This window comes from Streptomyces sp. NPDC101165 (assembly GCF_044768135.1).
Classification (GTDB): Bacteria; Actinomycetota; Actinomycetes; order Streptomycetales; family Streptomycetaceae; genus Streptomyces.
Genome location: NZ_JBIWPG010000002.1, coordinates 407,010 through 433,974, shown reverse-complemented (window position 1 = coordinate 433,974; position 26,965 = coordinate 407,010). Strand labels below are relative to the sequence as shown.

20 protein-coding genes are annotated in these 26,965 nt (G+C 71.1%); 5 read left to right on the top strand and 15 right to left on the bottom strand.

Going from position 1 to position 26,965, the window contains the following annotated elements; genetic code table 11:
• Positions 1-17: 17 nt before the first annotated feature.
• From ACIRVH_RS05435 to proB, 3 genes are all read right to left on the bottom strand, one after another.
• On the bottom strand, positions 18-1,304 hold the full coding sequence (locus ACIRVH_RS05435) for a glutamate-5-semialdehyde dehydrogenase (RefSeq protein WP_393465088.1): 1,287 nt from the start codon (positions 1,302-1,304) through the stop codon (positions 18-20).
• An 89-nt stretch (positions 1,305-1,393) separates the two neighbouring features.
• On the bottom strand, positions 1,394-1,822 hold the full coding sequence (locus ACIRVH_RS05430) for a hypothetical protein (RefSeq protein WP_389174566.1): 429 nt from the start codon (positions 1,820-1,822) through the stop codon (positions 1,394-1,396).
• 122 nt (positions 1,823-1,944) lie between these two features.
• A complete protein-coding gene (gene proB, locus ACIRVH_RS05425; protein WP_403948751.1) occupies positions 1,945-3,051 on the bottom strand; it encodes a glutamate 5-kinase in 1,107 nt (368 codons plus the stop codon).
• Between the two features lie 211 nt (positions 3,052-3,262).
• Between proB and ACIRVH_RS05420 the strand changes: the two genes are divergently transcribed.
• Positions 3,263-4,681, top strand: a complete 1,419-nt coding sequence (locus ACIRVH_RS05420) for a polysaccharide pyruvyl transferase family protein (RefSeq protein ID WP_403948391.1) — start codon at positions 3,263-3,265, stop codon at positions 4,679-4,681.
• Between the two features lie 22 nt (positions 4,682-4,703).
• Here ACIRVH_RS05420 and ACIRVH_RS05415 read toward each other — a convergent pair whose 3' ends face one another.
• From ACIRVH_RS05415 to ACIRVH_RS05365, 11 genes are all read right to left on the bottom strand, one after another.
• Positions 4,704-5,918: a glycosyltransferase family 2 protein gene (locus ACIRVH_RS05415; protein ID WP_403948389.1), complete on the bottom strand. Its 1,215-nt coding sequence runs from the start codon at positions 5,916-5,918 to the stop codon at positions 4,704-4,706.
• Positions 5,919-6,225: 307 nt separating this feature from the next.
• Positions 6,226-8,331: a hypothetical protein gene (locus tag ACIRVH_RS05410; protein WP_403948749.1), complete on the bottom strand. Its 2,106-nt coding sequence runs from the start codon at positions 8,329-8,331 to the stop codon at positions 6,226-6,228.
• A gap of 187 nt (positions 8,332-8,518) precedes the next feature.
• On the bottom strand, positions 8,519-10,015 hold the full coding sequence (locus tag ACIRVH_RS05405; protein WP_403948387.1) for a D-ribitol-5-phosphate cytidylyltransferase: 1,497 nt from the start codon (positions 10,013-10,015) through the stop codon (positions 8,519-8,521).
• A gap of 186 nt (positions 10,016-10,201) precedes the next feature.
• Positions 10,202-11,359, bottom strand: coding sequence for a hypothetical protein (locus tag ACIRVH_RS05400; protein ID WP_403948386.1), 1,158 nt, complete (start codon positions 11,357-11,359; stop codon positions 10,202-10,204).
• A gap of 39 nt (positions 11,360-11,398) precedes the next feature.
• Positions 11,399-12,952 carry an alkaline phosphatase D family protein gene (locus tag ACIRVH_RS05395; RefSeq protein ID WP_403948385.1) on the bottom strand — a complete coding sequence of 518 codons (1,554 nt, stop codon included), beginning with the start codon at positions 12,950-12,952 and terminating at the stop codon, positions 11,399-11,401.
• 322 nt (positions 12,953-13,274) lie between these two features.
• Positions 13,275-14,723, bottom strand: a complete 1,449-nt coding sequence (gene obgE / locus ACIRVH_RS05390) for a GTPase ObgE (protein WP_403948383.1) — start codon at positions 14,721-14,723, stop codon at positions 13,275-13,277.
• 123 nt (positions 14,724-14,846) lie between these two features.
• Positions 14,847-15,101, bottom strand: a complete 255-nt coding sequence (rpmA, locus tag ACIRVH_RS05385; protein WP_061922958.1) for a 50S ribosomal protein L27 — start codon at positions 15,099-15,101, stop codon at positions 14,847-14,849.
• A gap of 14 nt (positions 15,102-15,115) precedes the next feature.
• The gene (gene rplU, locus ACIRVH_RS05380) at positions 15,116-15,436 is read right to left on the bottom strand and encodes a 50S ribosomal protein L21 (protein WP_030749991.1); all 321 of its coding nucleotides are present in this window, start codon (positions 15,434-15,436) and stop codon (positions 15,116-15,118) included.
• A gap of 240 nt (positions 15,437-15,676) precedes the next feature.
• Positions 15,677-19,897 (bottom strand): Rne/Rng family ribonuclease, encoded by a 4,221-nt coding sequence (locus ACIRVH_RS05375; RefSeq protein ID WP_403948381.1) that lies wholly within the window; start codon positions 19,895-19,897, stop codon positions 15,677-15,679.
• A 262-nt stretch (positions 19,898-20,159) separates the two neighbouring features.
• A complete protein-coding gene (locus ACIRVH_RS05370) occupies positions 20,160-20,981 on the bottom strand; it encodes a TIGR03936 family radical SAM-associated protein (RefSeq protein ID WP_403948379.1) in 822 nt (273 codons plus the stop codon).
• Between the two features lie 46 nt (positions 20,982-21,027).
• The gene (locus ACIRVH_RS05365) at positions 21,028-22,119 is read right to left on the bottom strand and encodes a hypothetical protein (RefSeq protein WP_403948377.1); all 1,092 of its coding nucleotides are present in this window, start codon (positions 22,117-22,119) and stop codon (positions 21,028-21,030) included.
• 191 nt (positions 22,120-22,310) lie between these two features.
• Between ACIRVH_RS05365 and ACIRVH_RS05360 the strand changes: the two genes are divergently transcribed.
• Together ACIRVH_RS05360 and ACIRVH_RS05355 are read left to right on the top strand one after the other, a co-directional pair.
• Positions 22,311-23,525: an alpha/beta hydrolase family protein gene (locus tag ACIRVH_RS05360; protein ID WP_403948375.1), complete on the top strand. Its 1,215-nt coding sequence runs from the start codon at positions 22,311-22,313 to the stop codon at positions 23,523-23,525.
• 119 nt (positions 23,526-23,644) lie between these two features.
• Positions 23,645-23,998 carry a DUF805 domain-containing protein gene (locus tag ACIRVH_RS05355; protein ID WP_403948374.1) on the top strand — a complete coding sequence of 118 codons (354 nt, stop codon included), beginning with the start codon at positions 23,645-23,647 and terminating at the stop codon, positions 23,996-23,998.
• Between the two features lie 192 nt (positions 23,999-24,190).
• On the opposite strand, the gene ACIRVH_RS05350 is transcribed toward ACIRVH_RS05355, so the two are convergent.
• Entirely contained in the window at positions 24,191-24,907 is a 717-nt protein-coding gene (locus ACIRVH_RS05350) for a hypothetical protein (protein WP_403948372.1), read from the bottom strand.
• A 146-nt stretch (positions 24,908-25,053) separates the two neighbouring features.
• Between ACIRVH_RS05350 and ACIRVH_RS05345 the strand changes: the two genes are divergently transcribed.
• A complete protein-coding gene (locus tag ACIRVH_RS05345; protein WP_403948371.1) occupies positions 25,054-25,530 on the top strand; it encodes a hypothetical protein in 477 nt (158 codons plus the stop codon).
• 126 nt (positions 25,531-25,656) lie between these two features.
• The gene (locus ACIRVH_RS05340) at positions 25,657-26,964 is read left to right on the top strand and encodes a diacylglycerol/lipid kinase family protein (protein WP_403948370.1); all 1,308 of its coding nucleotides are present in this window, start codon (positions 25,657-25,659) and stop codon (positions 26,962-26,964) included.
• Position 26,965 lies beyond the last annotated feature (1 nt).

Below are 26,965 nucleotides of genomic sequence, written 5' to 3'. Positions count from 1 at the left end.
CCTTTTCGCCAGGGCCGTCAGCGGCGCACGTGACCGTCGCCGGTGACGATGTACTTCGTGCTGGTCAGCTCCGGCAGGCCCATCGGGCCGCGGGCGTGCAGCTTCTGGGTCGAGATGCCGATCTCGGCGCCGAAGCCGAACTGGCCGCCGTCGGTGAAGCGGGTGGAGGTGTTCACGGCGACGGTGGTGGAGTCGACCAGCTGGGTGAAGCGGCGGGCGGCCTGCTGGGAGGTGGTGACGATCGCCTCGGTGTGGCCGGAGGTCCACAGCCGGATGTGCTCGACGGCCTTGTCCAGCGAGTCGACGACGGCGGCGGCGATGTCGTACGAGAGGTACTCGGTCTCCCAGTCCTCCGGGGTGGCCTCGACCACGGTGGCCTTGGAGTCCTTGGCGTAGGCCATGACGCGCTCGTCGGCGTGGACGGTGACGCCGGCCTCGGCGAGGGCGTCGAGGGCGCGCGGCAGGAACTCGGGGGCGATGTCCTGGTGGACCAGGAGGGTCTCGGCGGCGTTGCAGACGCTGACCCGCTGGGCCTTGGAGTTGATGAGGATCTCGATCGCCATGTCGATGTCGGCCCGGGCGTCGACGTAGACGTGGCAGTTGCCGGTGCCGGTCTCGATGACGGGGACGGTGGACTCGTTGACCACGGTCTGGATCAGGGAGGCGCCGCCGCGCGGGATGAGCACGTCGACGAGGCCCCGGGCGCGCATCAGCTCGCGGACGGAGTCGCGGCTCTCACCGGGCACCAGCTGGACGGCGTCGGCGGGCAGCCCGGCGCCGCCGACGGCGTCCCGGATCACCCGGACGAGGGCGCTGTTGGACTCGTAGGCGGAGGCCGAGCCGCGCAGCAGGACGGCGTTGCCGGACTTCAGGCAGAGGGCGGCGGCGTCGACGGTGACGTTCGGCCGGGCCTCGTAGATGATGCCGACCACGCCGAGCGGGACGCGGACCTGGCGCAGGTCGATGCCATTGGGGAGGGTGGAGCCGCGGACGACCTCGCCGACCGGGTCGGGCAGCTTCGCGACGTCGCGGACGTCGGAGGCGATGGCGCGGACCCGCTCGGGGGTGAGGGTGAGCCGGTCGACGATGGCCTCACTGGTGCCGTTCTCCCGGGCCTTGGCCACGTCCTTGGCGTTGGCCTCGACGATCTCGCTGGTCCGGACCTCCAGGGCGTCGGCGATGGCGAGCAGCGCGTCGTCCTTCACGGCGCGCGGGAGCGGCGCGAGGTCGGCGGCGGCGGCCTTGGCCCGGTAGGCGGCCTGGGTGACCGGGGACATGGAGTCGTACGGCGAGAGCGTGGTCATGAGGGAAGGGTAGTGCGCCGAACGGGGCCGCCCATCGCTCGTTCCACACCCCGAGACGGGATCAAGAGGGCGGAAACACCTGTACGGCGTCAGAAGGGATGAACCCCTACCGGGGTCGCGGGCGGCGGCCCGTAGCCCTCGGCGATGCGCTGGTGGTAGGTCTCCCGGTCGATGACCTCCAGGCCGACGATCTCCCAGGCGGGGAGTCCGGCGGTCTGGCGGTGCTCGCCCCACAGACGCAGGGCGACGGCGGCGGCGTCGTGCAGGTCGCGGGCCTCTTCCCAGTAGCGGATCTCCGCGTGGTCGTTCGCGTATCTGCTCGTCAGCAGGAAGGGGTGGTCATGGGCCAGCTGTTCCAGGGCGCGCCGCAGATCCTTGAGGGGGACCTCCTGCCCGGAGACGCTGAGGGTGACGTGCCACAGGCGGGGCAGGTCCCTGGGCTCCTCGTAGGTGCCCCCGGCCGCGACGCTCGTCAGAGCACCACGGGACGCCGCCGCCCCAGGGCGCACTCGTCTCACGACAGCCTCCTTCACGCAGCGCTCGGGAACGTACTCCTGAGACAAAGTTGAGCAGGCCCTACGGCTTCGCGGGGCGGTTTTACGGAACGTCCCCCACCGGGGGCCGTCGTTACGCCCCGTTTTTACGGGTGCAGGAGCACCAGGTCGTCCCTGTGTACGACCTCGCGCTCGTACGCCGGGCCCAGTTCGCGCGCCAGCTCCCGGGTCGAACGCCCGATCAGCTGGGGGATCTCCTTGGCGTCGAAGTTGACGAGCCCGCGGGCCACCGCGCGGCCGGTGCCGTCGCGCAGCTCGACGGGATCGCCGGCGCTGAACTCGCCCTCCACGGCGGCGATTCCGGCGGGCAGCAGCGACTTGCGCCGCTCCACGACCGCCCGGACGGCGCCGTCGTCCAGGGTGAGGGAGCCCTGCGGGGTGGAGGCGTGCTGAAGCCACAGCAGCCGGTCGGCGGAGCGCCTGCCGGCGGGGTGGAAGTAGGTCCCGGTGTCGCCGCCGCTCAGCGCCTCCGCGGCGTGGACGGAGCTGGTGAGCACCACCGGGATGCCCGCGGCGGCGGCGATCCGGGCGGCCTCGACCTTGGTGACCATGCCGCCGGTGCCGACGCCGGCCTTGCCCGCGCTGCCGATCTCGATCCCTTCGAGATCGGCGGGCTCCCGCACCTCCGCTATCCGCGAGGTGCCCGGCTTGCTGGGGTCGCCGTCGTAGACGCCGTCGATGTCGGAGAGGAGCACCAGCAGGTCGGCGTGGACGAGGTGGGCGACGAGGGCGGCGAGACGGTCGTTGTCGCCGAAGCGGATCTCGTCGGTGGCGACGGTGTCGTTCTCGTTGACGATGGGGAAGGCGCCCATGGCCAGCAACTTGTCCAGGGTGCGGGAGGCGTTGCGATGATGGGCGCGGCGGCTCATGTCGTCGCTGGTGAGCAGGACCTGTCCGACGCGCACGCCGTAGCGGGCGAAGGAGGCGGTGTAGCGGGCGACGAGCAGTCCCTGCCCGACACTGGCGGCGGCCTGCTGGCGGGCCAGGTCCCTGGGACGGCGGCGCAGGCCCAGCGGAGCGAGGCCCGCGGCGATGGCACCCGAGGAGACCAGCACGATCTCCTTCTCTCCCCCGCTGCGGATCTTGGCGAGGACGTCGACCAGCGCGTCGACGCGGTCGGCGTCCAGGCCGCCCGCGGCGGTGGTCAGCGACGAGGAGCCCACCTTGACGACGATCCTGCGGGCCTCGCCCACGGCCTGCCTTGCCCTTGCCACCTTGCCTGCTGTCCCCTCGCCCGGTTCCGGCTGCTGTGCGGCAATCTACGCGAAGGGGGCCGCGCGTTGCGCACCGGTCCAGCGTCCGGACAGGCGGGGCGTAACCGGTCGATCACTGTTTGCGTACGGTAAAAAGGTTGTACTGGTTGCCTATAGAAATTAAATCCCTGACAAACATAATTTGACCTTCGTGTCACCTAACGTTCGCCGACCGAGGCGCATACTCCTCCGCTCCGGCAAGAGCCCCTACGACGTCTTCACCGTGGAGGAGGCTCTCCACCAGGACGTGATCGCCACCAACGCGGGCAACCTGATCTTCCAGGACGCGGCACACAAGATCCTCGAGGTCCCGGGAACCGAGGTCGTCTCGAACGGCGGACGGACCGAGGTGGCCGCGGCCGCGCGCATCAACGCGGAGTACGACGCCTTCGTCGTGCCGCTCGCCAACGCCTTCCGGCCGTCCTTCGAGACCGCGCTGAAGCGCCTGACCCGGCTCATCACCCGGCTGAGGATCCCGGTCGTGGTGCTCGGCGTCGGCGCCCAGACCGGGGTGAGCTACGACTCGGCGCGGCTGAAGAGCATCGAGCCGACGGTGCGCGAGTTCTGCGCGGCGGTGCTGGAGCGCAGCGCCTCGATCGGGGTGCGGGGCGAGTTCACCGAGCAGTACCTGCGGGACATGGGCTTCCGGGACGTGGAGGTCATCGGCTGCCCGTCGCTGTTCCTGTACGGCAGCGAACTCGACGTGCGCAAGCGGGTGCCCGGACTGACCGCCGAGTCGCGGATCGCGGTCAACGGTTCGCACAGCGCGGTGAAGAAGCAGGGCCTCGGCCGGATCATCACCCGCGCCCACGACCGGTACCCGAACCTGCGCTTCATCGGCCAGAACCTCAGCGACGCACGGCAGTTGCACTGGCGGGACCTCAGCGACCCGAACGCCGCGGTGACCGCGATCCCGACGCACCCGGACCACCCGATGTACCGGGAGGACAAGGTGCGGGTCTACGTCGACCCGGTCACCTGGATCGACGAGTTGCGCCCCTTCGACTTCTCCTTCGGCTCGCGCATCCACGGCAACATCGCGGCCCTGCTCGCGGGGACGCCCGCGACCGTGCTGTGCGGCGACTCGCGCACGCTGGAGCTGTGCCGGTACTTCGAGATCCCGCACCAGCGGCTCGACAAGGTCGTCAAGGACCCGGAGGCGGCCGACCCGGCGCGGCTGTACGAGCAGGCCGACTTCGGCGGGCTGGCCGGCAACCACCGGGAGCGCTTCGAGCGGTTCGTCGGCTTCCTGGACAGAAACGGGCTGCAGAACACCTTCACGCACGGCGACGGCGGCGCCGCCTTCGAGAAGAAGATGGACTCGCTGTCGTTCCCGCCGGGTGTGCGCCCCTGGAACGACACCGACCTCGCCTCGCTCAGCAGCCGGTTCGGCTGGCTGCACACCCAGGTCAGCGAACTGACGCAGGACAACACCCAGTTGCGCCGGGAGCTGGCGCGGGCGCGGAAGGCCAAGGACGGCGTGCCCGCGCCCACCGCATCCGTCTACCGGCGCGCCCGCCGTGTGGTGGGCCGGCCGTTGCGCCGGGCGCTGCAGTCCGGCAAGCAGTGACTCCCCCGGCCGGCGGGGGCCCTCAGGCCGCCGCCGCGCCGAACCCTCCGCTCGGGAGCATCCGCCGGATCTTCCTGAGCGCCCGCCGCAGGAAGGAGTTGGCGGCAGCCTCCCGGTAGCCCTCGAAGGCCCGGGCCTCGCGGGGTTCAGCCAGGAAGACCTGGTCGGGGATGCCGGCCTCCTTGGACCGGAAGTGCGGGTAGACGAGGTAGACGCGGGTGCCGCGCTTCTCCAGGATCGCGGCGGCCTGCTTCTTCGCCTTGACGAACTTCACGACGTCCAGCAGCAGTTCGGGCCGCCGCACGGCCACGAGGTGCAGCCGCAGCCGCTCGTGCACCTTGAGCCGGCGGGCCACCCCGGGCGTCCAGTAGGCGTCCATCAGCGGCTGGGCCAGCTCGAACTTGTGCCGGCGGACCTCTTCGTCGTCCGTCACGAACTTCGGCCCGAACTGCGGCAGCAGGGTGATGAGGAACGGCCGGATCATCAGGGTGTCGCGCTTGGCGCCCGCCGGGACCATGTCGGCGATCAGCTTCATCAGGGCGCGCGCGGAGTCGAAGCGGAGCGTGTAGCTGCCGGTCTTCGTGACGTGCTTGCCGTCCTCACGGCCGACCAGGTAGTAGCAGGGGTAGTCGGCGACCACCGAGACGCCGTCGGCCCGCAGATAGGCCTCCATCGTGAACAGCGCGTCCTCGCCGGTCCACAGGGACTCGTCGAAGCGCATGCCGTGCTTCTCCAGCAGCGCCCGGCGGAACAGCTTCTGCGCGCTGAGCGTGAACTTGATGTTGGACGAGAAGACGTCGGTCCGGTCGAGGGTCTTGCCCCACATGGACTTCGGCGGGATGCGGTTGATGCCCTCGACCTTGCCGAGCACCACGTCGGTGCCGTTCTTGTCGGCCATGGCGACCATGCGCTCCAGGGCCTCGGGCCCGAGCCGGTCGTCGGCGTCCAGGAAGAAGACGTAGCGTCCGGCCGCCTTGCCGAGGCCGACGTTGCGCGGTCCGCTGGGGCCGCCGGAGTTGTCCTGGCGGATGACGGTGACCGGCATGGGGGCGCGGTCCGCGAACTCCTCCAGGTACTCCCCGGTGCCGTCCGTCGAGCCGTCGTCGACCGCGATGACCTCCATACGTGCCGGGTCGATGGTCTGTACCTCGACGGATGCCAGGCACTCGACCAGGTACGGCATCGCCTCGTACGCCCCGATGATCACGGTGACATCAGGCTGCGTCACGACGGTCACGTTTCCCCCTTGCTGCTTTCCCGCTGGTCAACGGAACATTTCCCCCGTATCGCCTCATTCGCAACCTGATAGACGGGCACCCATGGGAAGCGGTTGCCTCACAGCGGGTAATCAGTGGTGCACATCACACTCATGCGCCCTCACAGGAAACGGACAGACACGGAGCACAGCGGGCGGTACGAGACAGTACGCAGCCGGAGTAAGAGCGGTTCAGCAGCGGTTAAGAGCCGCGCAAGACGGCCGGACACGGCTACGGCCCCCGAGGAGTGCTCCTCGGGGGCCGTAGCAGGGTGTGCAGGGTGGCGGGTCAGCCCGCGGTCACGCCGTCCGTCTCACCGGCGGACGCCCCGCGCTGACCCGGTACCGCGTTGGTCAGCTCGGCGGGGTCGGCGTTCCCGGCGGCCGGCCGGGACTCCTGGCCGACGTTGCGGGCCTGGGCCTTGAGGGCCAGATCGGCGACCGCGGTGTTGAACTGGTCGATGGACTTCGGCTCGTCCGGACCCAGCAGGTACCGCTTCAGCTCGCCCCGGTCCTCGGCCAGCGGATCGGCGGAGGGGTCGCGTACGGCGTCCAGCAGGCCGCCCAGCTCGGCCGCGCTGTTGGACAGGATCGTCGCCGCGCGCACGGCCGTGTTCTGCCGCTTGAACTCCTCCACACCCAGCTCGGCGGAGTCCGTCACCGCGTACGGCTTGCCGCTCGCGATGAAGTCGGAGACCACGGAGGAGATGTCGGAGACCATCGCGTCAGAGACGTTGAAGCAGTCGTACAGGCGCGGCTCGGCGCCCGTGACGACGCGGTGCTCGTACGAGGGGAAGGAGCGCCAGTGGACGTCGTTCCACTCGGTGCGCAGCCGGGCGATCTCCGTGTGCTTCTGGACGTCGACGACCCCGTCGCGGCTGGCCTCGGCCTCGTCGCCGCTGACGCCGCCCTTGCCGGTCAGTTCGGCGATCCGGGCCTCGATCCGGTCCAGGTCCGACTTCGCCTTCGCCTGGGCGGCCTTGTCGGCGGTGAAGCGCGGATCGGTGGCCCGCTCGGCAGCGGCCTTCTCGACCAGGGCGGTGATGCGCTGGTGCGCGGCGCCGGCGTCCTTGCTGACGGTGCCGGTGAACGGGTGCGGCTTGTACAGAACGCGAACCGGCGGGTCGGCCGTGATCAGCTTCTGCACGATGTTCTCGCCGGCGAGAACGATCGAGGTGTTGCCGGGGTTGCCGTCCCAGCCCTCCCAGGTGGGGGCGTAGAGAACAGTCGGGCAGTGTCCGTCAGCGGCTCCGTCGCGGGGCCCCTCGGGCACGCCCTGCCGGCTCTGGATGGGCGCCAGCTGCGGGCGGCCGACCTCGACGATGTCGTCGTCACGGACACCGACGTCGGCGATGGCGTAGCGGTCGCGGCCGGCCCGGCCGGCGGTCCAGACCTCGTCGTACACCTTGCTGTACGGGTTGACGCTGGCCAGCTTGTCGCTGTCGCCGTGGCCGATGAAGACGTGCTTCATGGTGGGCACGCGCAGCAGGTGGATGTTCTTGCCGACGTTGGCCGCGTACAGGGCGACGCGCACGGTCGACAGGTCCAGGTTCATCAGGTGCACCCCTCCGGGCACGCAGATGACGGGGACCGTGGTGGGCGCCAGGTTGTTCAGGATGGCCCGCTCGCGCAGGATGATCAGCGGCCGGGTCTCCAGCTGCTCCATCGTCTCCAGCCACATGTTGACCTGGTACGCGGAGTCCTTGGAGCCGGAGAAGTACAGGACCGTCTCCGGCTTGTAGCCGCCCAGCCACTCGTCGACCGCGGCGAGGACGACGTCGGCCTTCGGCGGGATCTTCCGGCCGCGCACGTACGGCACCAGCACCAGGACGTACAGGCAGCCGAGGCCCACGGTGAGGCCGATGCCCACGAAGCCGGCGACGGCCGAGTCCACGATCGCCGAGACCACGATGCCGACGACGGCGAAGAGGTCGAGGTGGAGCATCTTCTCCGCGGAGCGGTGCAACAGGCGGCGCGGCGGGGCGTCCGGGATGCGGATGCGGGACTTCAGGTCCACGTTGCGGGTGGCGACCGGCATCCGGCGACGGTTGCGGATGAGGGTGACCAGCGCGCCGTGCGGGGCCTGCAGGCCGTAGAAGGCGATGAAGCAGGCGACCGCGCCGTAGAAGATCAGGTCGTCCGCGTGCGAGAGCCGGGCCAGGAGCAGGATCAGCAGCAGCTGCCGGATCAGGAACCGGATCGACAGACCGGCCCGGACCTTGCTGAGGCGGTTGATCAGGTAGCTGCCCTTGCGGTGCAGATAGTGGTCCGCCAGGTACGTCACGGCGGCAACGGCCGCGAAGGCGTAGACGCTCGGGACGAGCGCGGCCAGCATGAGCGCCGGGAAGCCCAGCATCACGAGGGCCGCCGCGGCCAGCTCTGCCAGGCTGCCCACCCGGGCGACGCGAATAGCGGTGGATATCACAGAGAAACCTGCTCTGGGAGGGAGAGTGCCGGTTTTGTTCGGTATTGCCGGTGGTGGCGGTGCTTTCGCGAGGTGTACGGATTCAGGCCTCTGCGAACGCCCGGCGAATGGGCGACCGTAGAGGCCTGAATTCCTAAAAGCTATTTAGCCGCAATTATTACATGCCGTCCTGACGGTCCAGAACGGAGGCCAGCGCCTGCTCGAACCCGGAGGCCTTGGCGGCGCCCGCCGTCGGGTCCTGCTGGCGGACGTCGATCACGTGACCGGTCAGCTCCGACAGCAGCACGTCCAGGGAGGTGCCGGCCACGGCCTCGGAGGAGAGCAGCGAACCCGCCGGCTCCTGACCGAAGGCCTTGGTGCGCATCGGGGTGGCCGTGCGCTCCGGGTTGATGCAGTTCACGCGGATGCCGTCGCCGGCCCACTCGTCGGACAGCGCCTGGGTGAGGTTCACCATGGCGGCCTTGGTCGAGGAGTACAGGCTGTACTCGGCGCGGCCGCGGGTGTAGCTGCTGGAGGTGTAGAGCAGCAGCTGGCCCTTGGTCTCGGCCAGGTACTTGTACGACGACCGGGCGATCTGCACCGGGGCCAGGTAGTTGACCTTCAGCGCCTCCTCGATGGTGGCGTTGTCGGTCTCGGCGAGCTTGCCGATGCGCAGCACACCCGCGGTGTTGACGACGTAGTCGATCCGGCCGGTCTCCGCGTACGCCTTGGACAGCGCGTCGTCGACCTCCTCCGGGTTCTCCACGTGGGTGCCGGTGGTGGAGCGGCCCAGCGCGTAGACGTTCGCGCCGTAGGACTCGGCGAGTTCGGCGATGTCCTTGCCGATGCCGTAGGAGCCACCGAAGATCACGACGGTCTTGCCGGTGAGGAGTTCGCGGTAGGCCTCCTCGCCGTTCTGCTCGGGGGTGGCGGTGGAGGCGAGCTGGAACAGCTTGTCGGCGATGAAGACGTCGACCGGCTGCGTCACCTTCATGTTGTACTCGTCGCCCGCGACGACGTGGATCGGCACGTCCGGCAGGTACTTGAGGACGACGGAGCAGTCGTCCGTGGCCTGGAAGTTGGGGTCGCCGGCGGCAACCGCGTAGGCCCGCTTGATCGTGGACAGCTTGAAGGCCTGCGGCGTCTGACCGCGGCGCAGCCGGGAGCGGTCCGGGATCTCGGTGATGAACTCGCCGTCCTCGCCGTGCGTGCGCGTGACGATGATGGTGTCCGCGGACGGGATGGCGACGTCGACGGCCTGGAAGCGCTCCAGCGCGGTCACGCAGTCGTCGATGACGCGCTGCGAGAGCAGGGGGCGGACGGCGTCGTGGAAGAGGACGTTGAGGTCCTCGCCCTCGGCCAGGCCCTCGCCGAGGGCCTCGATGGCGCGCTCGGTGGTCTCGTTGCGGGTCGAGCCGCCCTCGATGATTTTCTTGACCTTCTGGAACCCGGCCTTGGCGACGATCTTCTCGATGTCCGGCACATAGCCCGGCGCCATCAGCACGATGACGTCGTCGATCGACTCGGCGTTCTCGAAGGTGGTCAGGGTGTGCTCGATGACTGCCTTGCCGGCGATCTTCAGCAGCTGCTTGGGAATCGACAGACCCACCCGCTGACCGGTGCCACCGGCCAGGATCACTGCGGTGGTTCGGGGCTTGGCTATGTGCTGTGACACAGGCTGACCTACCTTGGGACGACAGGGAACCGTGAAATGCTCTCACTTGCGATAAGCGGGGTGCAAGGCGGACGACATCCCCTACCCATGTGAGCGCAACCCTTCATTCACCTTGGACCCCGGCCGGTTGGACATGGTTGCCGCGTACGCCCGTGAAATTCTTGTGAGTAAGTACACAGCCTGTGCTCAGCGCCGCCCGAGCCGCTTCAGACAGCGGTGACCGAGCACCCTGACCAGCTCCTTCGACGACGTCTGGTGCACGGTCCGGGCAGGGTTCGCACCGCGGGGTGCCGAGGCCGCAGCGGCGAGCGCGCCGTACAGGGCCCTGGCCGCCGCTTCCGGGGAGATCCACGGCTCCGGCCCGGCCGGCAACGGCAGTTCGGGCACCGCCGAGAGCAGAGCCGGGTCGCCGATGACGCGCACGCCGAGCGTACGGATCCTTTCGGCCATCTCCGCGCCGATCGCACCGGCCGCCTCGACCGCCCAGCGGGGAGTCGGGATCTTCACGTCCCGGGGCGTGGGGCTGCACGAGTTCTTCATATGCAGCACGGCACCGTTGCGGACAAGCCGGGAATACAGCTCCTCGGGGAGTCCATTGCCGCGGAATTCCACATTGAGATTCCGCAGCATCTCGGTCTCGGCCAAGGTAAGAGAGCGGTTAACGGTGTCCGCGGCCGGATGAAGAAAATTTACCGGCAACCCGAGCAGTGTCTCGAAAGTGCGCATCAAACCGCCGCGGTCGCGGTCGTCCACCACGACGACGGTGACACGTTCCGGTCCGACGGTCCGGGCCCAGCGCTCCACGAGCCGGTCGTGCCGGTGCCGCTGCCAGAAGCTGGGGTTCGGCTGCTCGTAGGGCGGCTTGCGGAGCATGTGCTCCAGCCAGTCCTCGTAGCCCATGCGCAGCCCGTTCTGCACGTACTGCTGCCACTGCGAGGGCATGATCTTCGCCAGCGGACGCAACGTGACCAGGACGTGCACCCTCGCCGTGCCGCCGAGCTGCTCGACGATCCGGGTGATCGTCCCGTCGTCGGGGGCGTCGGCGAAGAACTCGCTGCTGATCACCGAGGTCTGCGTCCCGGTGGCCCGCACCTGCTCCAGCAGCCGGGTCCAGTGCCGGTCCGTCGGCGCGGTGTCGCCCATCTTCGCGGGCCGGGTACAGGCGGCGAGGGCGGCCTCCATGGGGTGGCGACTGTGCGCCGGGAAGGCGACGCCGTGCTCCGGCAGTCTCTCCTTCGCGGCGAACAGCGCCCCCTGGACGGCCGTGGTCCCTGTCTTGTGCGGGCCTATGTGCAGCAGGCGGGTCCCGGCGGGCAGGGTCTCTTTCGTGCGGTCCGTCTCCATGGTCAACGGACGGTAAGAGACTTACCTGGGTCTCACCTGTCAGACGAGGCGCACGCCCGGCTCGTCCGACTCCACCCGCAGCCGGGCCAGCGTGCTCGCCGCGGCCTGCGGCCGGACCACCGTGTCGACGACCCGGACCTGGGCGTCGATGCCGTCGCGGCGGATGTCGAAGAGGTGGTAGCCGCGGTGGGCGTCGATCACCTTCCAGTGCGGGTTGTCCGCCATCAGCGGATCCCACTGGGCGTGGAAGGCGGCCTGGTCCTGGTCGCCGTTGCTGGAGATGGAGGTGCCGACGAACTCCGCCCCGACCACGTCGGAGTCCGGGTCGGCGAAGTCCTCCTTCAGGTCGCTGATCATCGTCAGGTGCCGGTCGCCGCTGAGCACGACCGGGTTGCGGATGTCGGCGAACTCCTCCAGCAGGGCGTTGCGCTCGACCTGGTAGCCGTCCCAGGCGTCGTAGTACCAGAGCTTGCCCTCGCCGAGCAGCAGGTCGGTCTCGGCCATCATGATCTGGGAGGCGATCAGGTTCCAGCGGGCCGGGGAGTCGTGCAGCCCGTCCAGCAGCCACTGCTTCTGCCCGGCGCCGAGCATGGTCATCGACGGGCTCCCGGCGCCGTCCTGCGTGGTCGCCTGGTCGGTGCGGAACTGCCGGGTGTCGAGGACGCTGAGCCGGGCCAGGCGGCCGAACTCCAGCCGGCGGTACATCTGGATGTGCGGGCCGTTCGGGATCGCGGTGGCACGGACCGGCATGTGCTCGTAGTACGCCTGGTAGGCCGCGGTCAGCCGGGCCACGAACGCGTCGTGCGACTGCTTGTCGGGGTCCTGCGGGATCTCGCCGGCGAAGTCGTTGTCGACCTCGTGGTCGTCGAAGGTGACCACCCAGGGCGCGTTCGCGTGCATCGCGGCGAGGTCGGGGTCGGTGCGGTACTGGGCGTAGCGGTTGCGGTACTGGACCAGGGTGTACGGCTCGTCGCCGCCCTCGTGCCGGCGTACGGCGGTGGCGGAGGGCTTGGACTCGTAGATGTAGTCGCCGACGAAGAGCACGACGTCAGGGTCCTGGGCGAGCATGTCGGCGTACGGGGTGAAGTAGCCGTGTTGCCAGTTCTGGCAGGACGCGAGCGCGACGCGCAGCGAGCCGCCCCTGCGGTGCGGGTGCGGTGCGGTGCGGGTGCGGCCGGTGGGCGAGACCTGGCCGTCGACGCGGAAGCGGTACCAGTACGGGCGGTCCGGGCGCAGTCCTCGTACATCCACGTGAACGCTGTGCCCGTACTCGGGCCGGGCCTCGGCGGTGCCTCTGCGGGCGGTCTTCGCGAACCGCTCGTCCTCGGCGATCTCCCACTCCACGGGGACGGCCGTGTCGGGCATGCCGCCGCCGTGGAGCGGGTCGGGGGCGAGCCGGGTCCACAGCACGATGCCGTCGGGCAGCGGGTCGCCGGAGGCCACGCCGAGGGTGAACACCCCGTCGGGCAGCGGGGTTTCGGCTGCCCGGGCCACAGTGGCCGGCAGCCAGAGCTGGGCGGAGGCCGCGGCGCCGAGGACGGCGGCACCGGCGGTCAGAAAGCGGCGTCGGTCGGGCGGTAATGCTCCGGTCATTCGCTGACTCCCTTGCCACGGAGGCCTCTTGGGCTCGGACCTTCGGAAGCTCCCACGGCCGGACGTCCCGCCCGCTGAACGAGAGCATTCGCGTGCATGACAAACAGGCAGACAACAGAAGACCCGCCGCGACACAGGAACCACGGATGGAACGTGACCTTGCCGCAACGGGTCTCACTGCATGTCAGGAGATGCCTACGGTAACGGGAGTTAGCGGGCGAATCCCGAGCCGATCCGGCCATTCGCCGCAGGTGTGCCCGGCACCGGGACACCGCAGGCGCGGTGCCCGGCGCTCACCTTCTCGGCTCGGGTGGTGCGAGGACTACTCGAACGGGTCGAACTCGTCGTACTCGCGCTGCGTCTCGTCCCGCTCGGCCTGCTTGTCGCGGCGGCGCTGCGCCGCGGGTCGCGGCTCCTCGAGGCGGTGGTCCTCGCCACGCCGGCCGAGCATCTCCGCGCCCGCCATGACCGTCGGCTCCCAGTCGAAGACGACCGCGTTCTCCTCGGGGCCGATGGCGACGCCGTCGCCGGCCCGGGCGCCCGCCTTCATCAGCCGCTCCTCGACACCGAGGCGGTTGAGCCGGTCGGCGAGGTAGCCGACGGCCTCGTCGTTGTTGAAGTCGGTCTGGCGGACCCAGCGCTCCGGCTTCTCACCGCGCACCCGGAACAGCGGCTCGCCTTCGGCCTCCTCGCGCGTGACCGAGAAGCCCGCGTCGTCCACGGCCTTGGGCCGGATGACGATCCGCGTCGCCTCCTCCTTCGGCTTCGCGGCGCGCGCCCTGCCGACCAGGTCACCGAGGGCGAACGACAGCTCCCGCAGCCCCATGTGCGCCACCGCGGACACCTCGAAGACGCGGTAGCCACGCGCCTCCAGGTCGGGGCGGACCATCTCGGCGAGGTCCTTGCCGTCCGGCACGTCGATCTTGTTCAGGACGACGATGCGGGGACGGTTGTCGAGGCCGCCGTACTGCCGCAGCTCCTCCTCGATGATGTCGAGGTCGGAGACCGGGTCCCGGTCGGACTCCAGGGTCGCGGTGTCCAGCACGTGCACCAGCACACTGCACCGCTCCACGTGCCGCAGGAACTCCAGGCCGAGGCCCTTGCCCTGGCTGGCGCCCGGGATCAGACCGGGCACGTCGGCGATGGTGTAGACGGTCGAGCCGGCGGTCACCACGCCCAGGTTCGGGACGAGGGTCGTGAACGGGTAGTCCGCGATCTTCGGCTTGGCGGCGCTGAGCACGGAGATCAGCGAGGACTTGCCCGCGCTCGGGTAGCCCACCAGGGCCACGTCGGCGACCGTCTTCAGCTCCAGGACGATGTCCTGCAGGTCCCCGGGCACGCCCAGCAGCGCGAAGCCCGGCGCCTTGCGGCGGGCGCTCGCCAGCGCCGCGTTGCCGAGGCCGCCCCGGCCGCCCTGCGCCGCGATGTACGAGGTGCCGTGACCGACCAGGTCGGCGAGCACGTTGCCCGCCTTGTCCAGGACGACGGTGCCGTCCGGCACCGGCAGGACCAGGTCCTCGCCGTCCTTGCCGGAGCGGTTGCCGCCCTCTCCGGGCTTGCCGTTGGTGGCCTTGCGGTGCGGGGAGTGGTGGTAGTCCAGGAGCGTGGTGACCGACTGGTCCACGATCAGGATGACGTCACCGCCACGGCCGCCGTTGCCGCCGTCCGGGCCGCCGAGCGGCTTGAACTTCTCACGGTGAACGGAGGCACAGCCGTGACCTCCGTTACCCGCGGCGACATGCAGCTCGACGCGGTCCACGAAGGTGGTCATGGTTCAGTGCCTCCAGTAAGTACAGGTGTTTCTCTGCTTGCTGTGTTCCATTAGAAACAAGCGAAAGGCGGACCCGCCTTCCCGACCGGGAAGTGAGGTCCGCCTCGCGAAGTGAACGTTCGGTCAGGCGACCGGAACGATGTTCACGACCTTGCGACCACGGTGGCTACCGAACTCCACCGCACCGGCCTGCAGCGCGAACAGCGTGTCGTCGCCGCCACGGCCGACGCCCGCGCCCGGGTGGAAGTGGGTGCCGCGCTGACGGACCAGGATCTCACCAGCGTTGACGACCTGACCGCCGAAGCGCTTCACGCCGAGCCGCTGGGCATTGGAGTCGCGACCGTTCCGGGTGGACGATGCGCCCTTCTTGTGTGCCATGTCTCCTCAGTCCCTTACTTCGCAGCCGCGGGGATCGACGTGACCTTGATCGCCGTGTACTGCTGGCGGTGGCCCTGACGACGGCGGTAGCCGGTCTTGTTCTTGTAGCGCAGAATGTCGATCTTCTGGCCCTTGTGGTGGTCCACGACCTCGGCCTGGACCTTGATGCCGGCCAGCACCCACGGGTCGCTGGTCACAGCGTCGCCGTCGACAACGAGCAGGGTCGAGAGCTCGACCGTGTCGCCAACCTTGGCAGTGGAAATCTTGTCAACCTCAACGATGTCGCCGACAGCAACCTTGTGCTGGCGACCACCGCTGCGCACGATGGCGTACACGCGGATCTCTCTTTCGCTCGAAGAAACGGCACCCCCGAAGGCCAGCCGCCCAGGAACAGCAGGAACGACCTCTCCCGGCCAACCGTGTGCCCGGGAGGAAGAGGTTTACGGGGATGTGGCGTGTTCAGTGGACACGCCGACGGTCAAGGTTACGGGGCCACGGCCGAAGGGGTCAAACCGGGCTGGGCCCCACCGGTATGCGGCCGGTCACACGGACCGGCCGCACACCGCTCAGCGGGTTCAGCCCTCGTCGGCGGCCGCGGAGACCGTGGTGGTCTTCTTCGCCGTCGACTTGGCGGCGGCCGTCTTGGCGGTCTTGGCCGCCTTCTTGGCCGTCGTCTTCTTGGCGACCGTCTTCTTGGCCGCGGTCTTCTTGGTGGCGGCCTTCTTCGCCGTGGCCTTCTTGGCCGCCGTGCGGGCGGTCTTCTTGGCCGGCACGGCCTCCTCGACCGCCTCCTCCGCAGCCTCGGCAGCGGGCGCCTCGGCGGTGGCCGGGACGACCACGACGGCCGTCTCCTCGGACGCGGTCGGCGCGGTGGCCTTGCGCACGGCACGGCGCCGCGGGCGGGCCGGGGCGACGCTCTCGGCGGGCGCCTCCTCGACCGCAGCCGGGGCCTCGGCCTCGGGCTGCTCCACCGGCGCCTCGGGCGCGGTCTCGGCGACCGTCACCACGGCCGCCTCGGCGCCCGCCGGGGAACCGGCCGGCGCCGACACCTTCCGGGTCGCCCGACGACGCGTACGGCCCTTGGGCGCGGCCTCCTCGACAGCGGGCTCCGGGGCCGCCACGGCGACCGGCTCGGCCTGCGCCTCGACCACCGGCTCCGGCTCCGGCTGCGCGGGCAGCACGGCCTCCTCGGCGGGCGGGACGACCTCCACGGCCTCGGTGGCCTTCGCGGCCTTCCGGCGCTCGGCCTTCGGCGCACCGGCCGGAGCCGAGGCCCGACGGCTGACGCGGCGACGCGAACGGCCACGGCCGGCCGCCGCCTCCGCCTCGGCGACGCTGCTGTACAGCTCCTCGTCCGGCGCGAAGTCGGGGGCGGGCAGGGCGACCGGCTCGGCCAGCTCCGCGGCGACCTCGACGACGGTCTCCGCCGCCGGCTCGACGGCCTCGCCCGTCTCCACGGCCACCGCGGCGACCTCGTGCTCGGGCAGCTGCCCGTCACCGCCGCGCCCGCGCTTCTTGCGCTTGCCGCCGCCACCGCCGCCGACCGCGGTCGGCTGCTCCATGTGGACGATGACGCCACGGCCGTTGCAGTGCACGCAGGTCTCGGAGAAGGACTCCAGCAGGCCCTGGCCGACCCGCTTGCGGGTCATCTGCACCAGACCCAGCGAGGTCACCTCGGCGACCTGGTGCTTCGTACGGTCGCGGCCCAGGCACTCCAGCAGGCGGCGCAGCACCAGGTCCCGGTTCGACTCCAGGACCATGTCGATGAAGTCGATGACGATGATGCCGCCGAGGTCGCGCAGCCGCAGCTGGCGCACGATCTCCTCGGCCGCCTCCAGGTTGTTCCTGGTGACCGTCTCTTCCAGGTTGCCGCCCTGGCCGGTGAACTTGCCGGTGTTGACGTCGACGACGACCATCGCCTCGGTCCGGTCGATCACCAGCGAACCACCGCTGGGCAGCCAGACCTTGCGGTCCAGCGCCTTGGCGAGCTGCTCGTCGATCCGGTAGGTGGCGAAGGCGTCGACCTCGGAGGTCCACTTCGACAGCCGCTCGGCCAGGTCCGGGGCCACGTGGGAGACGTACCCGTGGATCGTCTCCCAGGCCTCGTCACCGCTGACGACGACCTTGGAGAAGTCCTCGTTGAAGATGTCGCGCACGACCCGGACGGTCATGTCCGGCTCGCCGTACAGCAGCGTCGGAGCGTTGCCGCTCTTCGCCTTCTTCTGGATGTCCTCCCACTGCGCCTGCAGCCGCTCGACGTCCCGGCGCAGCTCCTCCTCGCTCGCGCCCTCGGCGGCGGTGCGCACGATGACGCCCGCGTCCTCGGGGACGATCTTCTTGAGGATGGTCTTCAGACGCGCGCGCTCGGTGTCGGGCAGCTTGCGGCTGATGCCGGTCATCGAGCCCTCGGGGACGTACACGAGGTAACGGCCCGGCAGGGAGACCTGGCTGGTCAGACGGGCGCCCTTGTGACCGATCGGGTCCTTCGTCACCTGGACGAGGACCGACTGGCCGGACTTCAGGGCGGACTCGATGCGACGCGGGCCGTTGGCCATGCCCAGCGCCTCGAAGTTGACCTCACCGGCGTACAGGACGGCGTTGCGGCCCTTGCCGATGTCGATGAAGGCGGCCTCCATCGACGGCAGCACGTTCTGGACCTTGCCCAGGTAGACGTTGCCGACGTACGAGGTGGCCTGCTCCTTGTTGACGTAGTGCTCGACCAGCACATCGTCCTCGAGGACGCCGATCTGCGTGCGCTCGCCGTGCTGGCGCACGACCATCACGCGCTCGACGGCCTCGCGGCGGGCCAGGAACTCGGCCTCGGTGATGATCGGAACGCGCCGGCGGCCCTGCTCACGGCCTTCGCGGCGGCGCTGCTTCTTCGCCTCCAGACGGGTCGAGCCCTTGATGGACTGCACCTCGTCGGACGGCTCGGCGGGCTTGCGGGGCTCGCGGGGCTCGCGGACCTTGACGACCGTGCGCTCCGGGTCGCCCTCGCCGGGCTCGGTGTCGACGGAGGATTCACCGGCGCGACGACGACGGCGACGACGGCGACGGCTGCTGGAGGAGCCGGCCTCGTCGTGCGCGTCCTCGGCGTCCTCCTCCTCCTGCTCGGCGGTGTCCTCGGCGTCCTGGGCGGCCTGCTCGGCGGCCAGTTCGTCGGCCTCGGCGTCCGCGCCCTCACCGGCCTCGCCCTCGACGGCGTCACCGCGGCGACGGCGACGGCCGCCCCGACGGCGGCGACGGCGCGAACCGGCCTCCTCGGCACCCTCGGCCTCGTCGCCCTCGGCGAGGTCCTCGGCGGCGGCCTCCTCGGCCTCCTCCGGCTCCTCGTCCTCGGGGGCGGCCTCGACGGCCTGCGGCTCCTCGGCGAAGGCGGCGCCACGGCGGCGACGGCGACGGCGCGAACCGGCATCGGCGCGCTCCTCCGCGTACGTCCCGGTCTCCACTGTCTCCGTGGGCTCCTCGGTCTCCTCGGACCCTGCGGCCTCGGCAGCGGCCTCGGCGGCGGCGCGCTCGGGGGTCTGGAACTTCGGCTCGGCGAACACCGGCGCCTGGAACACGGCCACGGTGGGGCGGGCCGGGCGCCGCGGTGCGTCGGACTCGGCCTCGGACTCGGCGGCCTTGGAGTGCGCGGGCGCGGAGAACCCGCTCGCGGCCTGCCGCACGACCCGGCGGCGACGGCGCGGCGCACCCTCGGCGGGGGCCTCGGCCGCAGCCTGGACGGCGACGGGCTCGGCGATCTCGACCTCCTCGGCGGCGACCTGCTCGGCGGCCGCGGGGGCCTCCTCGGTCGCAGGAGCACCGACGGGCGCCGAGACGTGACGGGTGGCGCGACGACGCGTACGGCGCGGCGCGGCCTCCTCAGCGACCTCGGCGGCCACAGAGGCCTCAGCGGCCTCGACGGTCTCGGCAGCCGCGGGCTCTTCCACGGCCTCGTCGACGGGCTCGGCGGCAGCGGCCGGCACGACGGTCTCGGCAGCCTCGGCGGCCGGGGCGCCGGCCGGCGCGGACGCCCGGCGGGTGGCACGACGACGCGTACGAGCGGCCGGTGCGGCCTCCGCCTCGACGGCGGGCGCGGCCTCGGCCACGGGAACCTCCACGGCGGTGGCGGCTGCGGCGACCGGCGCCTCAGCGGCGGGCGCGGTCTCGGGCGCCTCGGTGGCCTGCGGCGCACCGGCGGGCGCGGATGCGCGGCGGGTGGCACGACGGCGCGGACGGGCGGCGGGTGCGGTCTCCGCCTCGACGGCGGGCGCGGTCTCGGCCGCCGCCTTCTCCTCGGCCTTCACCTCGGTCTTCTCCTCGGCCTCGGCCGCGGCCGGAGCTCCGGCCGGCGCGGAGGCGCGGCGGGGGGCACGGCGGCGGGTACGGGGTGCGGGCGCGGCCTCTTCGGCGGTCTCGACGGCCTCAGCCGCCTCGACGGCCTCGGTCTGCTCAACGGCCTCGGCGGCAGCGGTCGTCACGGCCGTGTCAGCCGGAACGACCGTCTCGACGGCCTCGGCAGCCGCGGGTGTCCCGACGGGTGCGGACGCACGCCGCGTGGCGCGGCGGCGGGTACGAGCGGCAGGCGCGGGCTCCTCGACGGCGGCGGGCGCCTCGACGGCCTCGGCCTGCTCCTCGGCGATCTCGTCGGCCTCCGCTGCCGGTATGGCCGGCACGGTGACCTCGGTGGGTGCCTCGGCCGCGACGGGCGGACCCGCCGGGCGGGAAGAGGCACGGCGACGCCTGCGCGGCGGCAGGGTGTCGCTCGGAGTGTTCAGTTCGGAGCCCTCGAGGGGCTCGGTCGGCTCGAGCATGCGGGCGTTTCTCCCGTCAGGCTCCCGGGCGCCGCACCTGGTCCGGCGTCGGTCTCCAAGGACCGTCCGCCGTTGACGTCCGCGGCCCGCGCGATGCGCTGTGGCCGCCGTCCGGGGCGCGGGCGCCGCACGGGAGCACTCTGTGTCCTGTCTCGCCGGTTCCGTACGCCTTGTCGGTACGGCCTGGCGAAAGTCTTCTGGTCGGTGCGCTGCCCGACCCAGGTGGCTCCCGAGTACGAGGGCGGCGCTACGACGTCCGTCCCTACGCGGAACCTTCCGGCGTCGGCGCCGTCGCGGCGGCAACCGGTTGGGCCGTCAGGGCCTCGGCTGCCTCGCGGTCGGGCGCGAGCGGGTCGGTCACCGTGCCGGTCTCTTCATCGAGCAGCCCCTGCGCCAGCCTGGTCACCGCTGCGGGGACCGGCGGCGCCAGGTCGGCCACGGCGCGGAGACCGGACAGGACGTCGTCGGGTCGTACGGCAGGCGTCACGTGCCGAACAACCAGCCGCAGTATCGCACAGGGCTGGTCGCTGGGCCCAGCAAGGTGCGCGGCGTCAGCCGCTCCGGTGGAGCCGATGCGTGCATCGGGCGTCGAACTGTGCGTTTCCAGGTGCACGACCGCAGGGCGGGCGTCGAAGGTGCGGACGCCGTTCTTGGTCATGCGCTGCACCTCGACGGTGTCGGCCTCGGTGAAGGCCTCGACCGCACGCTGTGCGTCGACCGGGTCGACTCCGTCCAGCCGCAACTCCCAGACGGAGGCCGTGAGCCGGTCGGCGAGGCCCGAGGTCCGTGCCTCGACCGCGTCGACGATGTCGAGCCCGGTGGGCAGCGACTCGTCGAGCAGGTCACGCAGGGTCTCGGGGTCGCGCGACGCGGTCAGCGCGATCTCCAGGTACTCCGCCTCACTGCCCGTGCCGGTGGGTGCGGCATTGGCGTACGACACCTTCGGGTGCGGCGTGAACCCCGCCGAGTACGCCATGGGCACCTCGGCGCGGCGCAGCGCACGCTCGAAGGCGCGCTGGAAGTCACGGTGGCTGGTGAACCGGAGGCGGCCGCGCTTGGTGTAGCGCAGTCGGATGCGCTGCACCGCGGGTGCGGGCGGCGGGCCTTCGGGCTGTCGCTTGCCCAGTGTCCTAGTCCTTCGTGAGAGCGGTCGTACTGCTACCAAGAGTACGTGTCCCGGGTCCCGTGGGTGCCCGCCGGTCGACCGCGACCGGCTGCCGGGGCTGGCCGAAGAGCATCCGCCTCAGGTCCGCGCGGGCCTGCCGCACGGTGTCGCGGGCTGTGGTCAGCGCCTGCCGCGCGGTCCGCCCCACCACGTGCGCGGCCTCGGCGACGGGCCGCAGGACGAAGTCCCGTACGACGTGCCCGACGGGGGTCAGGACCGTGCGGTACACCCAGCGCAGCGGCTCCACGAAGATCCACCGGAAGAGGGTCGCGAGCGCCCTGCCGACCGCGCGCGAGATCCGCCCCGCGACCCGCCAGGCGTGCCCGAGGGCCTCACCCACCTCGCGCGCGACGACGGCGAGGAACCGGCCGACGGGCGCGAGGACCCAGCGCCACAGGGCGAGGGCGGGCAGGACGACCAGGATGCGGGTGGTCCAGTACAGGACCGCACCGATCGCGGTGACCACGGCGCCGGCGACCCACGCCACCGCTCGCCCGACCGGGGCGAGGACCCACTCGTACAGCCACCGCGCGGGGACGACGAGCAGGTGTCGCACCAGCCAGGCCACGGCGGCGAACACGCCCGCCCCGGCGGCGGCGAGCAGGAAGCCCACACCCTTCAGCAGCCAGAGGATCCCCCGGCCCACCGGCGCGAGCACGCGCGCGTACAGCCACTCCAGGCCGGCCCCGATCCCCCGCGCGACCCAGGCGACGGCACGCCCGACCGGCGTCAGTACATAGGTGTACAGCCACCGCAGCGGTACGACGACGAGGACGTGCCCGAGCCATCCGAGCGCTTTCCCGACGGGCACGAGGACGTAGCGCCACAGCGCCACCCACGGCCACACGAAGACCGCCCGGCCGATCCACAGCAGCGCGCGCCCCAGCGGCCGCAGCACGGTGTCGGTGAGGAACCGACCGCAGACCACCAGCGCGTCCCACGCCATGCGCACGGGCAGCACCAGCACGAGCACGACGATGCGCACGGGAATGCGGATCGCGACGGCGAGGCATCCGTCGGGATACTGCGGCTCGGGCGGGGGCTTCTGGAGATCCATACCGAGGTAGACGCCCGAGCAGCTCCTACGGATGCAGTCGTCTGTTGGTCCAATCCACGGATGTTGGTCCAATCAATGGATAAAGCGGCGAGTTCCGACGTGACACACGCTCAGTCCGGGCGTACGAGCGGCAACCTCGCTCTCGGGTTCGGGACGCCTCCCGGAACGGATGAACGATGCCGGGAGCCGCCATGACCTACCGCTTCAACGAGAACGACCAGTTCGACTACGAGATCCTGCTCGCCCTGGGCGCCGCATGGCGGCGGGGTGCCGACGTGGGCGAGGTGCTGGCGACCGCTGCCGCCGTGGCGGACGGCGACGGCGAGGCCTGGTTCACCGCCTGGGTCGAGCTGGCCCGCAGAGTCCGGGATCAGGCCGGCCACAGCGCGGCCGCGGGGCGGACGGTGAGTGCCCGGGACGCCCTGCTGCGCGCCGCCGGTTACTTCGGCACCGCTCTCGTGGGCGTCGACGCGGTCGCCGATCCCGAAAGGCGGCTGGCCGAGGTGTTCCCGGAGCATCGTGCCTGCCTGGACCGCTTCCTGACGGCCTGGGACCCACCCGCCGAGCCGGTCACCATCCCGTACGAGAAGACGCCTCTGCCCGGTTACCTCGTCAGCCCGCCCGGCGCCTCCGGCCCGCTTCCCACGCTGATCGCCAACAACGGCAGCGACGGCCCGCTCAGCACCACCTGGACGCTGCTCGGCGCACCGGCCGTGGCCCGCGGATACCGCGTACTGCTCTTCGACGGCCCCGGCCAGCAGTCGATGCTCTTCGAACGGGGCGTGACCTTCCGGCCCGACTGGGAGAACGTCATCACCCCGGTGGTGGACTTCCTCCTCTCCCGGACCGACGTCGACCCCCGCCGGATCGTCCTGGCCGGCATCAGCCAGGCCGGCTACTGGGTCCCGCGTGCGCTCGCCTTCGAGCACCGGATCGCGGCCGCGGTCGCCGACCCGGGGGTGACCCGCGTGGTGGACAGTTGGTGGCACCACCTCGGCAGCGATCTGCGCTACCTGTGGGAGTCCGGTGACCGTGCCGCCTTCGACCGCATCGTCGAGGACGCCCTCACCCAGGACGGGCCACTCGCCGCGACCTGGCGCTGGCGGGCCAAGCCGTACGGCATCGACTCACCGTTCGACCTCGTCACCGAGATCTCCCGGTACGACGTCATGCCGGTCGTCGACCGGATCACCACCCCGCTGCTGATCACCGACCCGGACGGCGAGCACTTCTGGCCAGGCGCTTCGAGGGAGTTGCACGAAGCCCTGACCGGCCCGAAGCACCTGGTCCGCTTCACCGAGGCGGAGGGGGCGCACCGGCATTGCGAGCCGATGGGCCGCGCTCTGTTCGAACAGCGCGTCTTCGACTGGCTGGACGCCCGGCTCGCCGCCGACGTCGGGGTCTGATCACCGAACGGCAGCGGCCGGGTAACACATTGACCCGCGCACGCCAAAACCATGGTTTCCAGTCACCCTGACTGATTCGATGGGGGAGCAATCACGCGAATCCCAGGGGGGACGAGAAAATGCACTGGTACGTGGACGTACTCAAGAAGTACGCGGTGTTCAGCGGCCGCGCGCGGCGGCAGGAATACTGGATGTTCTTCCTGTTCAACCTGATCATCAGCATTGTGCTGACGGTCGTCGACCGCGCCATCGGCTCGAACGTCATCAGCCTCATCTACACCCTCGCCGTCCTGCTCCCCGGCCTCGGTGTCACGGTCCGCCGCCTGCACGACACCGGCCGCTCCGGCTGGTGGATCCTCATCTCCCTCATCCCGCTGGTGGGCACGATCATCCTGATCGTCTTCCTCGCCACCGAGGGCAAGGCGGAGCCGAACCAGTACGGCCCCAACCCGAAGTACGCGCCGGCCCACTGAGCCGACGTCAGCGAAAAGGCCCGCCGGAGTTCTCCGGCGGGCCTTTCCCGTGTACCGGGAGAGGGTTCCGGAGCTGTGTGACGGGGTGCTGACACCTGCGCGGCAGGCGCTTGGCGGCCCCTGCCCCGCCTGGCCGGGCAGGGGCCGCTTCATTCGGCCCCCTCCGGGGGCCTACGGTGCGACCAGCGTCGGTCAGGGCTGGGGATTCACCGCGACCCACTGGGACTGCGGGTCGTTCCCCGACGCCGGAGCGGGACACACGAGGGTGGCATTCTGGGTGGCCGCGCAGTGCAGGGTGTAGACGTCGCCGCCCTGAGTGATGATCTTGTAGAACGCGTCGCCGCCATGGGCGTCGACCGAGACGCCGCAGACCGTTTCCTTGGGGAAGCCGTTGATCGTGCTGAGGTCGGTCCAGCCGGGATCGTTGTTCGGGCCCGACACGATGTTCGGGTTGTCGGGGGACGGGGCGATGCTGGGGCGCCTGCCGGCGAACGGCACCCCACCGACGAGCGCGGCGAGAAATTGCTCATTGCCGTTCGGATTCGTCGAATCGACGCCGGTGCCACACGCCGTTGCGGTCGCGGTCACCGTCGCGGTCGTGGTCACGGTCGCGGTCGCAGTCGCCGTCTTTGTCACCGTAACGGTGGGCTTGGGGTGCTTGGTCTCGCAGTCGTCGTCGCCACCACCTGCACGGCTGCCCGGCTTCTGGTGGTCGCACTGGTCGTGGGGGTCGCTGGAGTAGGTGTACGTAGTGCGCGTCTGAGAGCTCATGCCGGCGGCCACCGCCACCGCCGGGGTCGCCACCGCGACCGTCACCGCCGTCGCGATCGCGGCGAGCCTGCGGACCCTGCCGCCGCCACCTTGAGGCGCTGACCCCAGTAGCGGGGTCGTCCTGCGCTCAGGACTCATGTGGGTGCTCCTTGTTCCTAGAGGTTCGGGTGTCCCCGAGTCCGAGTGAGCTTGGCCTGGGCAGCCGGAGCACTGGCGCGAAACGGAAGAAACACGCTGATAGATCAATAAATCGGACTAGCGAGCGCTTCTTGGAGGAACCAGTGGTGGGCCGTGCCTCAGTGCCCCAGGTCGAGCGCGCGGGCGCACGCCTTCGACGCCCCGTGTACCTGCACGAGGCGGACCGCCGCTGGGTCGGCCGCCCCGACCCCGCGCTGTGCTTCTGGTCCGGACAGACCCACCGGCTCACCGACGAACTGACGCTGATGAACCTCGGCGTCCACTTCCCGGGCAGCGCCGTACCGCACTGGAGCGCGGGCCGGGGCGCCCTGTTCACCGGCGACGTCGTGCACGTCTGCCCGGACCCCCGCTGGGTCACCCTGATGTACAGCTACGCCAACCACATCCCCGAGCGCCCCGAGGCCGTACGCACCGCCGCCGGCCTCCTGCGGGGCCACCGCTTCGACCGGATCTACGGCGGCTGGTGGAACCGGGTGGTGACGGCCGACGGCAACGAGGTCCTGGACCGGTCGGTCGACCGCTACCTGCGCTTCCGCGAGGGCGCCGCCGGGCGCCGGGCGTGACCCTGCGGCCCGTGACCTCGGCGATCGCGTTCACCCGCGTCGGGTGAAGCCCTCCGGCACCCGTCGTGCCCAAGCTGAACGCGACGACGGCTCCTGCGACTCCTCCCGAGGTGTGCCACGCACACAGTGAGATCGGCTTCCGGCCCGGCTTCCGCCCACTGGGCCCGTGCGGCGCTGCTCGCCCTGCTGGGCAGTGTGACGGTTCCGCTGGTCGTCGCCGGGCTGAAGAGCGTGCTGTGGGTGCTGATCGGGGTCGCGGGGCTGGCCCTCACCGCCGCCGGGGTCTGGTGGGCCCTCGCGCACACCGGAGTCGTCCGGGCCGTGGGAACGCTGCTGTCGGTGGCCGCGCCCCTGGCGGTCCTCGCGCTGTACGCCGCGCACGACCTGCTGTGGGCGGTCTCCCTCTCGCTGGGCCTGTGGGTGCTGGCGGTGGTGGCCGCGCGGATCGCTCTGACGTCCCCGGGTGCTTCCGCGCGCCACCGTGACCGGGGCCCCGTCGAGCCGCCGCGCCGCCCGTGGGTCCTGATGAACCCGAACTCCGGCGGCGGCAAGGTGGCCCGCTGCCAGCTGGCGGAGCGGGCACGGGCGGCGGGCGCCGAGGTCGTCCTGCTGGACCCGACCCGGCATCAGGACGTGGCGGAGCTGGCCCGGCGAGCGGTGGCGGACGGCGCCGACCTGCTGGGGGTGGCCGGCGGGGACGGCACACAGGCCCTGGTCGCCGAGGTCGCGGCCCGGCACGGACTGCCCTTCGTCGTGATCCCGGCCGGCACCCGCAACCACTTCGCCCTGGACCTCGGCCTGGACCGGGAAGATCCCGCGGCCGCCCTGGAGGCGCTGACCGACGCCGACGAGTTCCGCGTCGACCTCGGGTTCGCCGCCGACCGGGTGTTCGTCAACAACGTCTCCTTCGGCACGTACGCGGTCGTGGTGGCCAATCCCGCCTACCGGGACCAGAAGGTCCGCACGGCCCTGCGGGAGCTGCCCGATCTCCTCACCGGCGACAAGGCCCCCAGCCTGCGCATGCGGGCCGGCCGGTCGCGGGCCTCGGGCCTGCAGGCGCTGCTCGTCAGCAACAACCCCTATCGGCGTGCCGTCGACGTCGACCACCCGGGACGCAGGGTCTGCCTGAACTCCGGGCGGCTCGGCGTGCTGTGCGTGCGCGTCGGCAGCACCGCGCAGGCGGCCCGGCTGCTGCGCGGCCCGCACTCACCGGGGCTGACCCGGCTGACCGCGCGGGAGGTCGTCGTCGAGGCGGACGCGCCCACCGTCCCGGCCGGTATCGACGGGGAGCACGTCGTGCTGCCCGTACCCGTCGTGTGCCGGATCGACGCCGGGGCCCTGCGCGTCCGCGTGCCGCGCCGCCGCCCCGGTTCACCGGTCGCCCGGCCGGCCGCCGACTGGCCACGGGTGGCGCGGCTCGCGCTGGGCAGGTGAG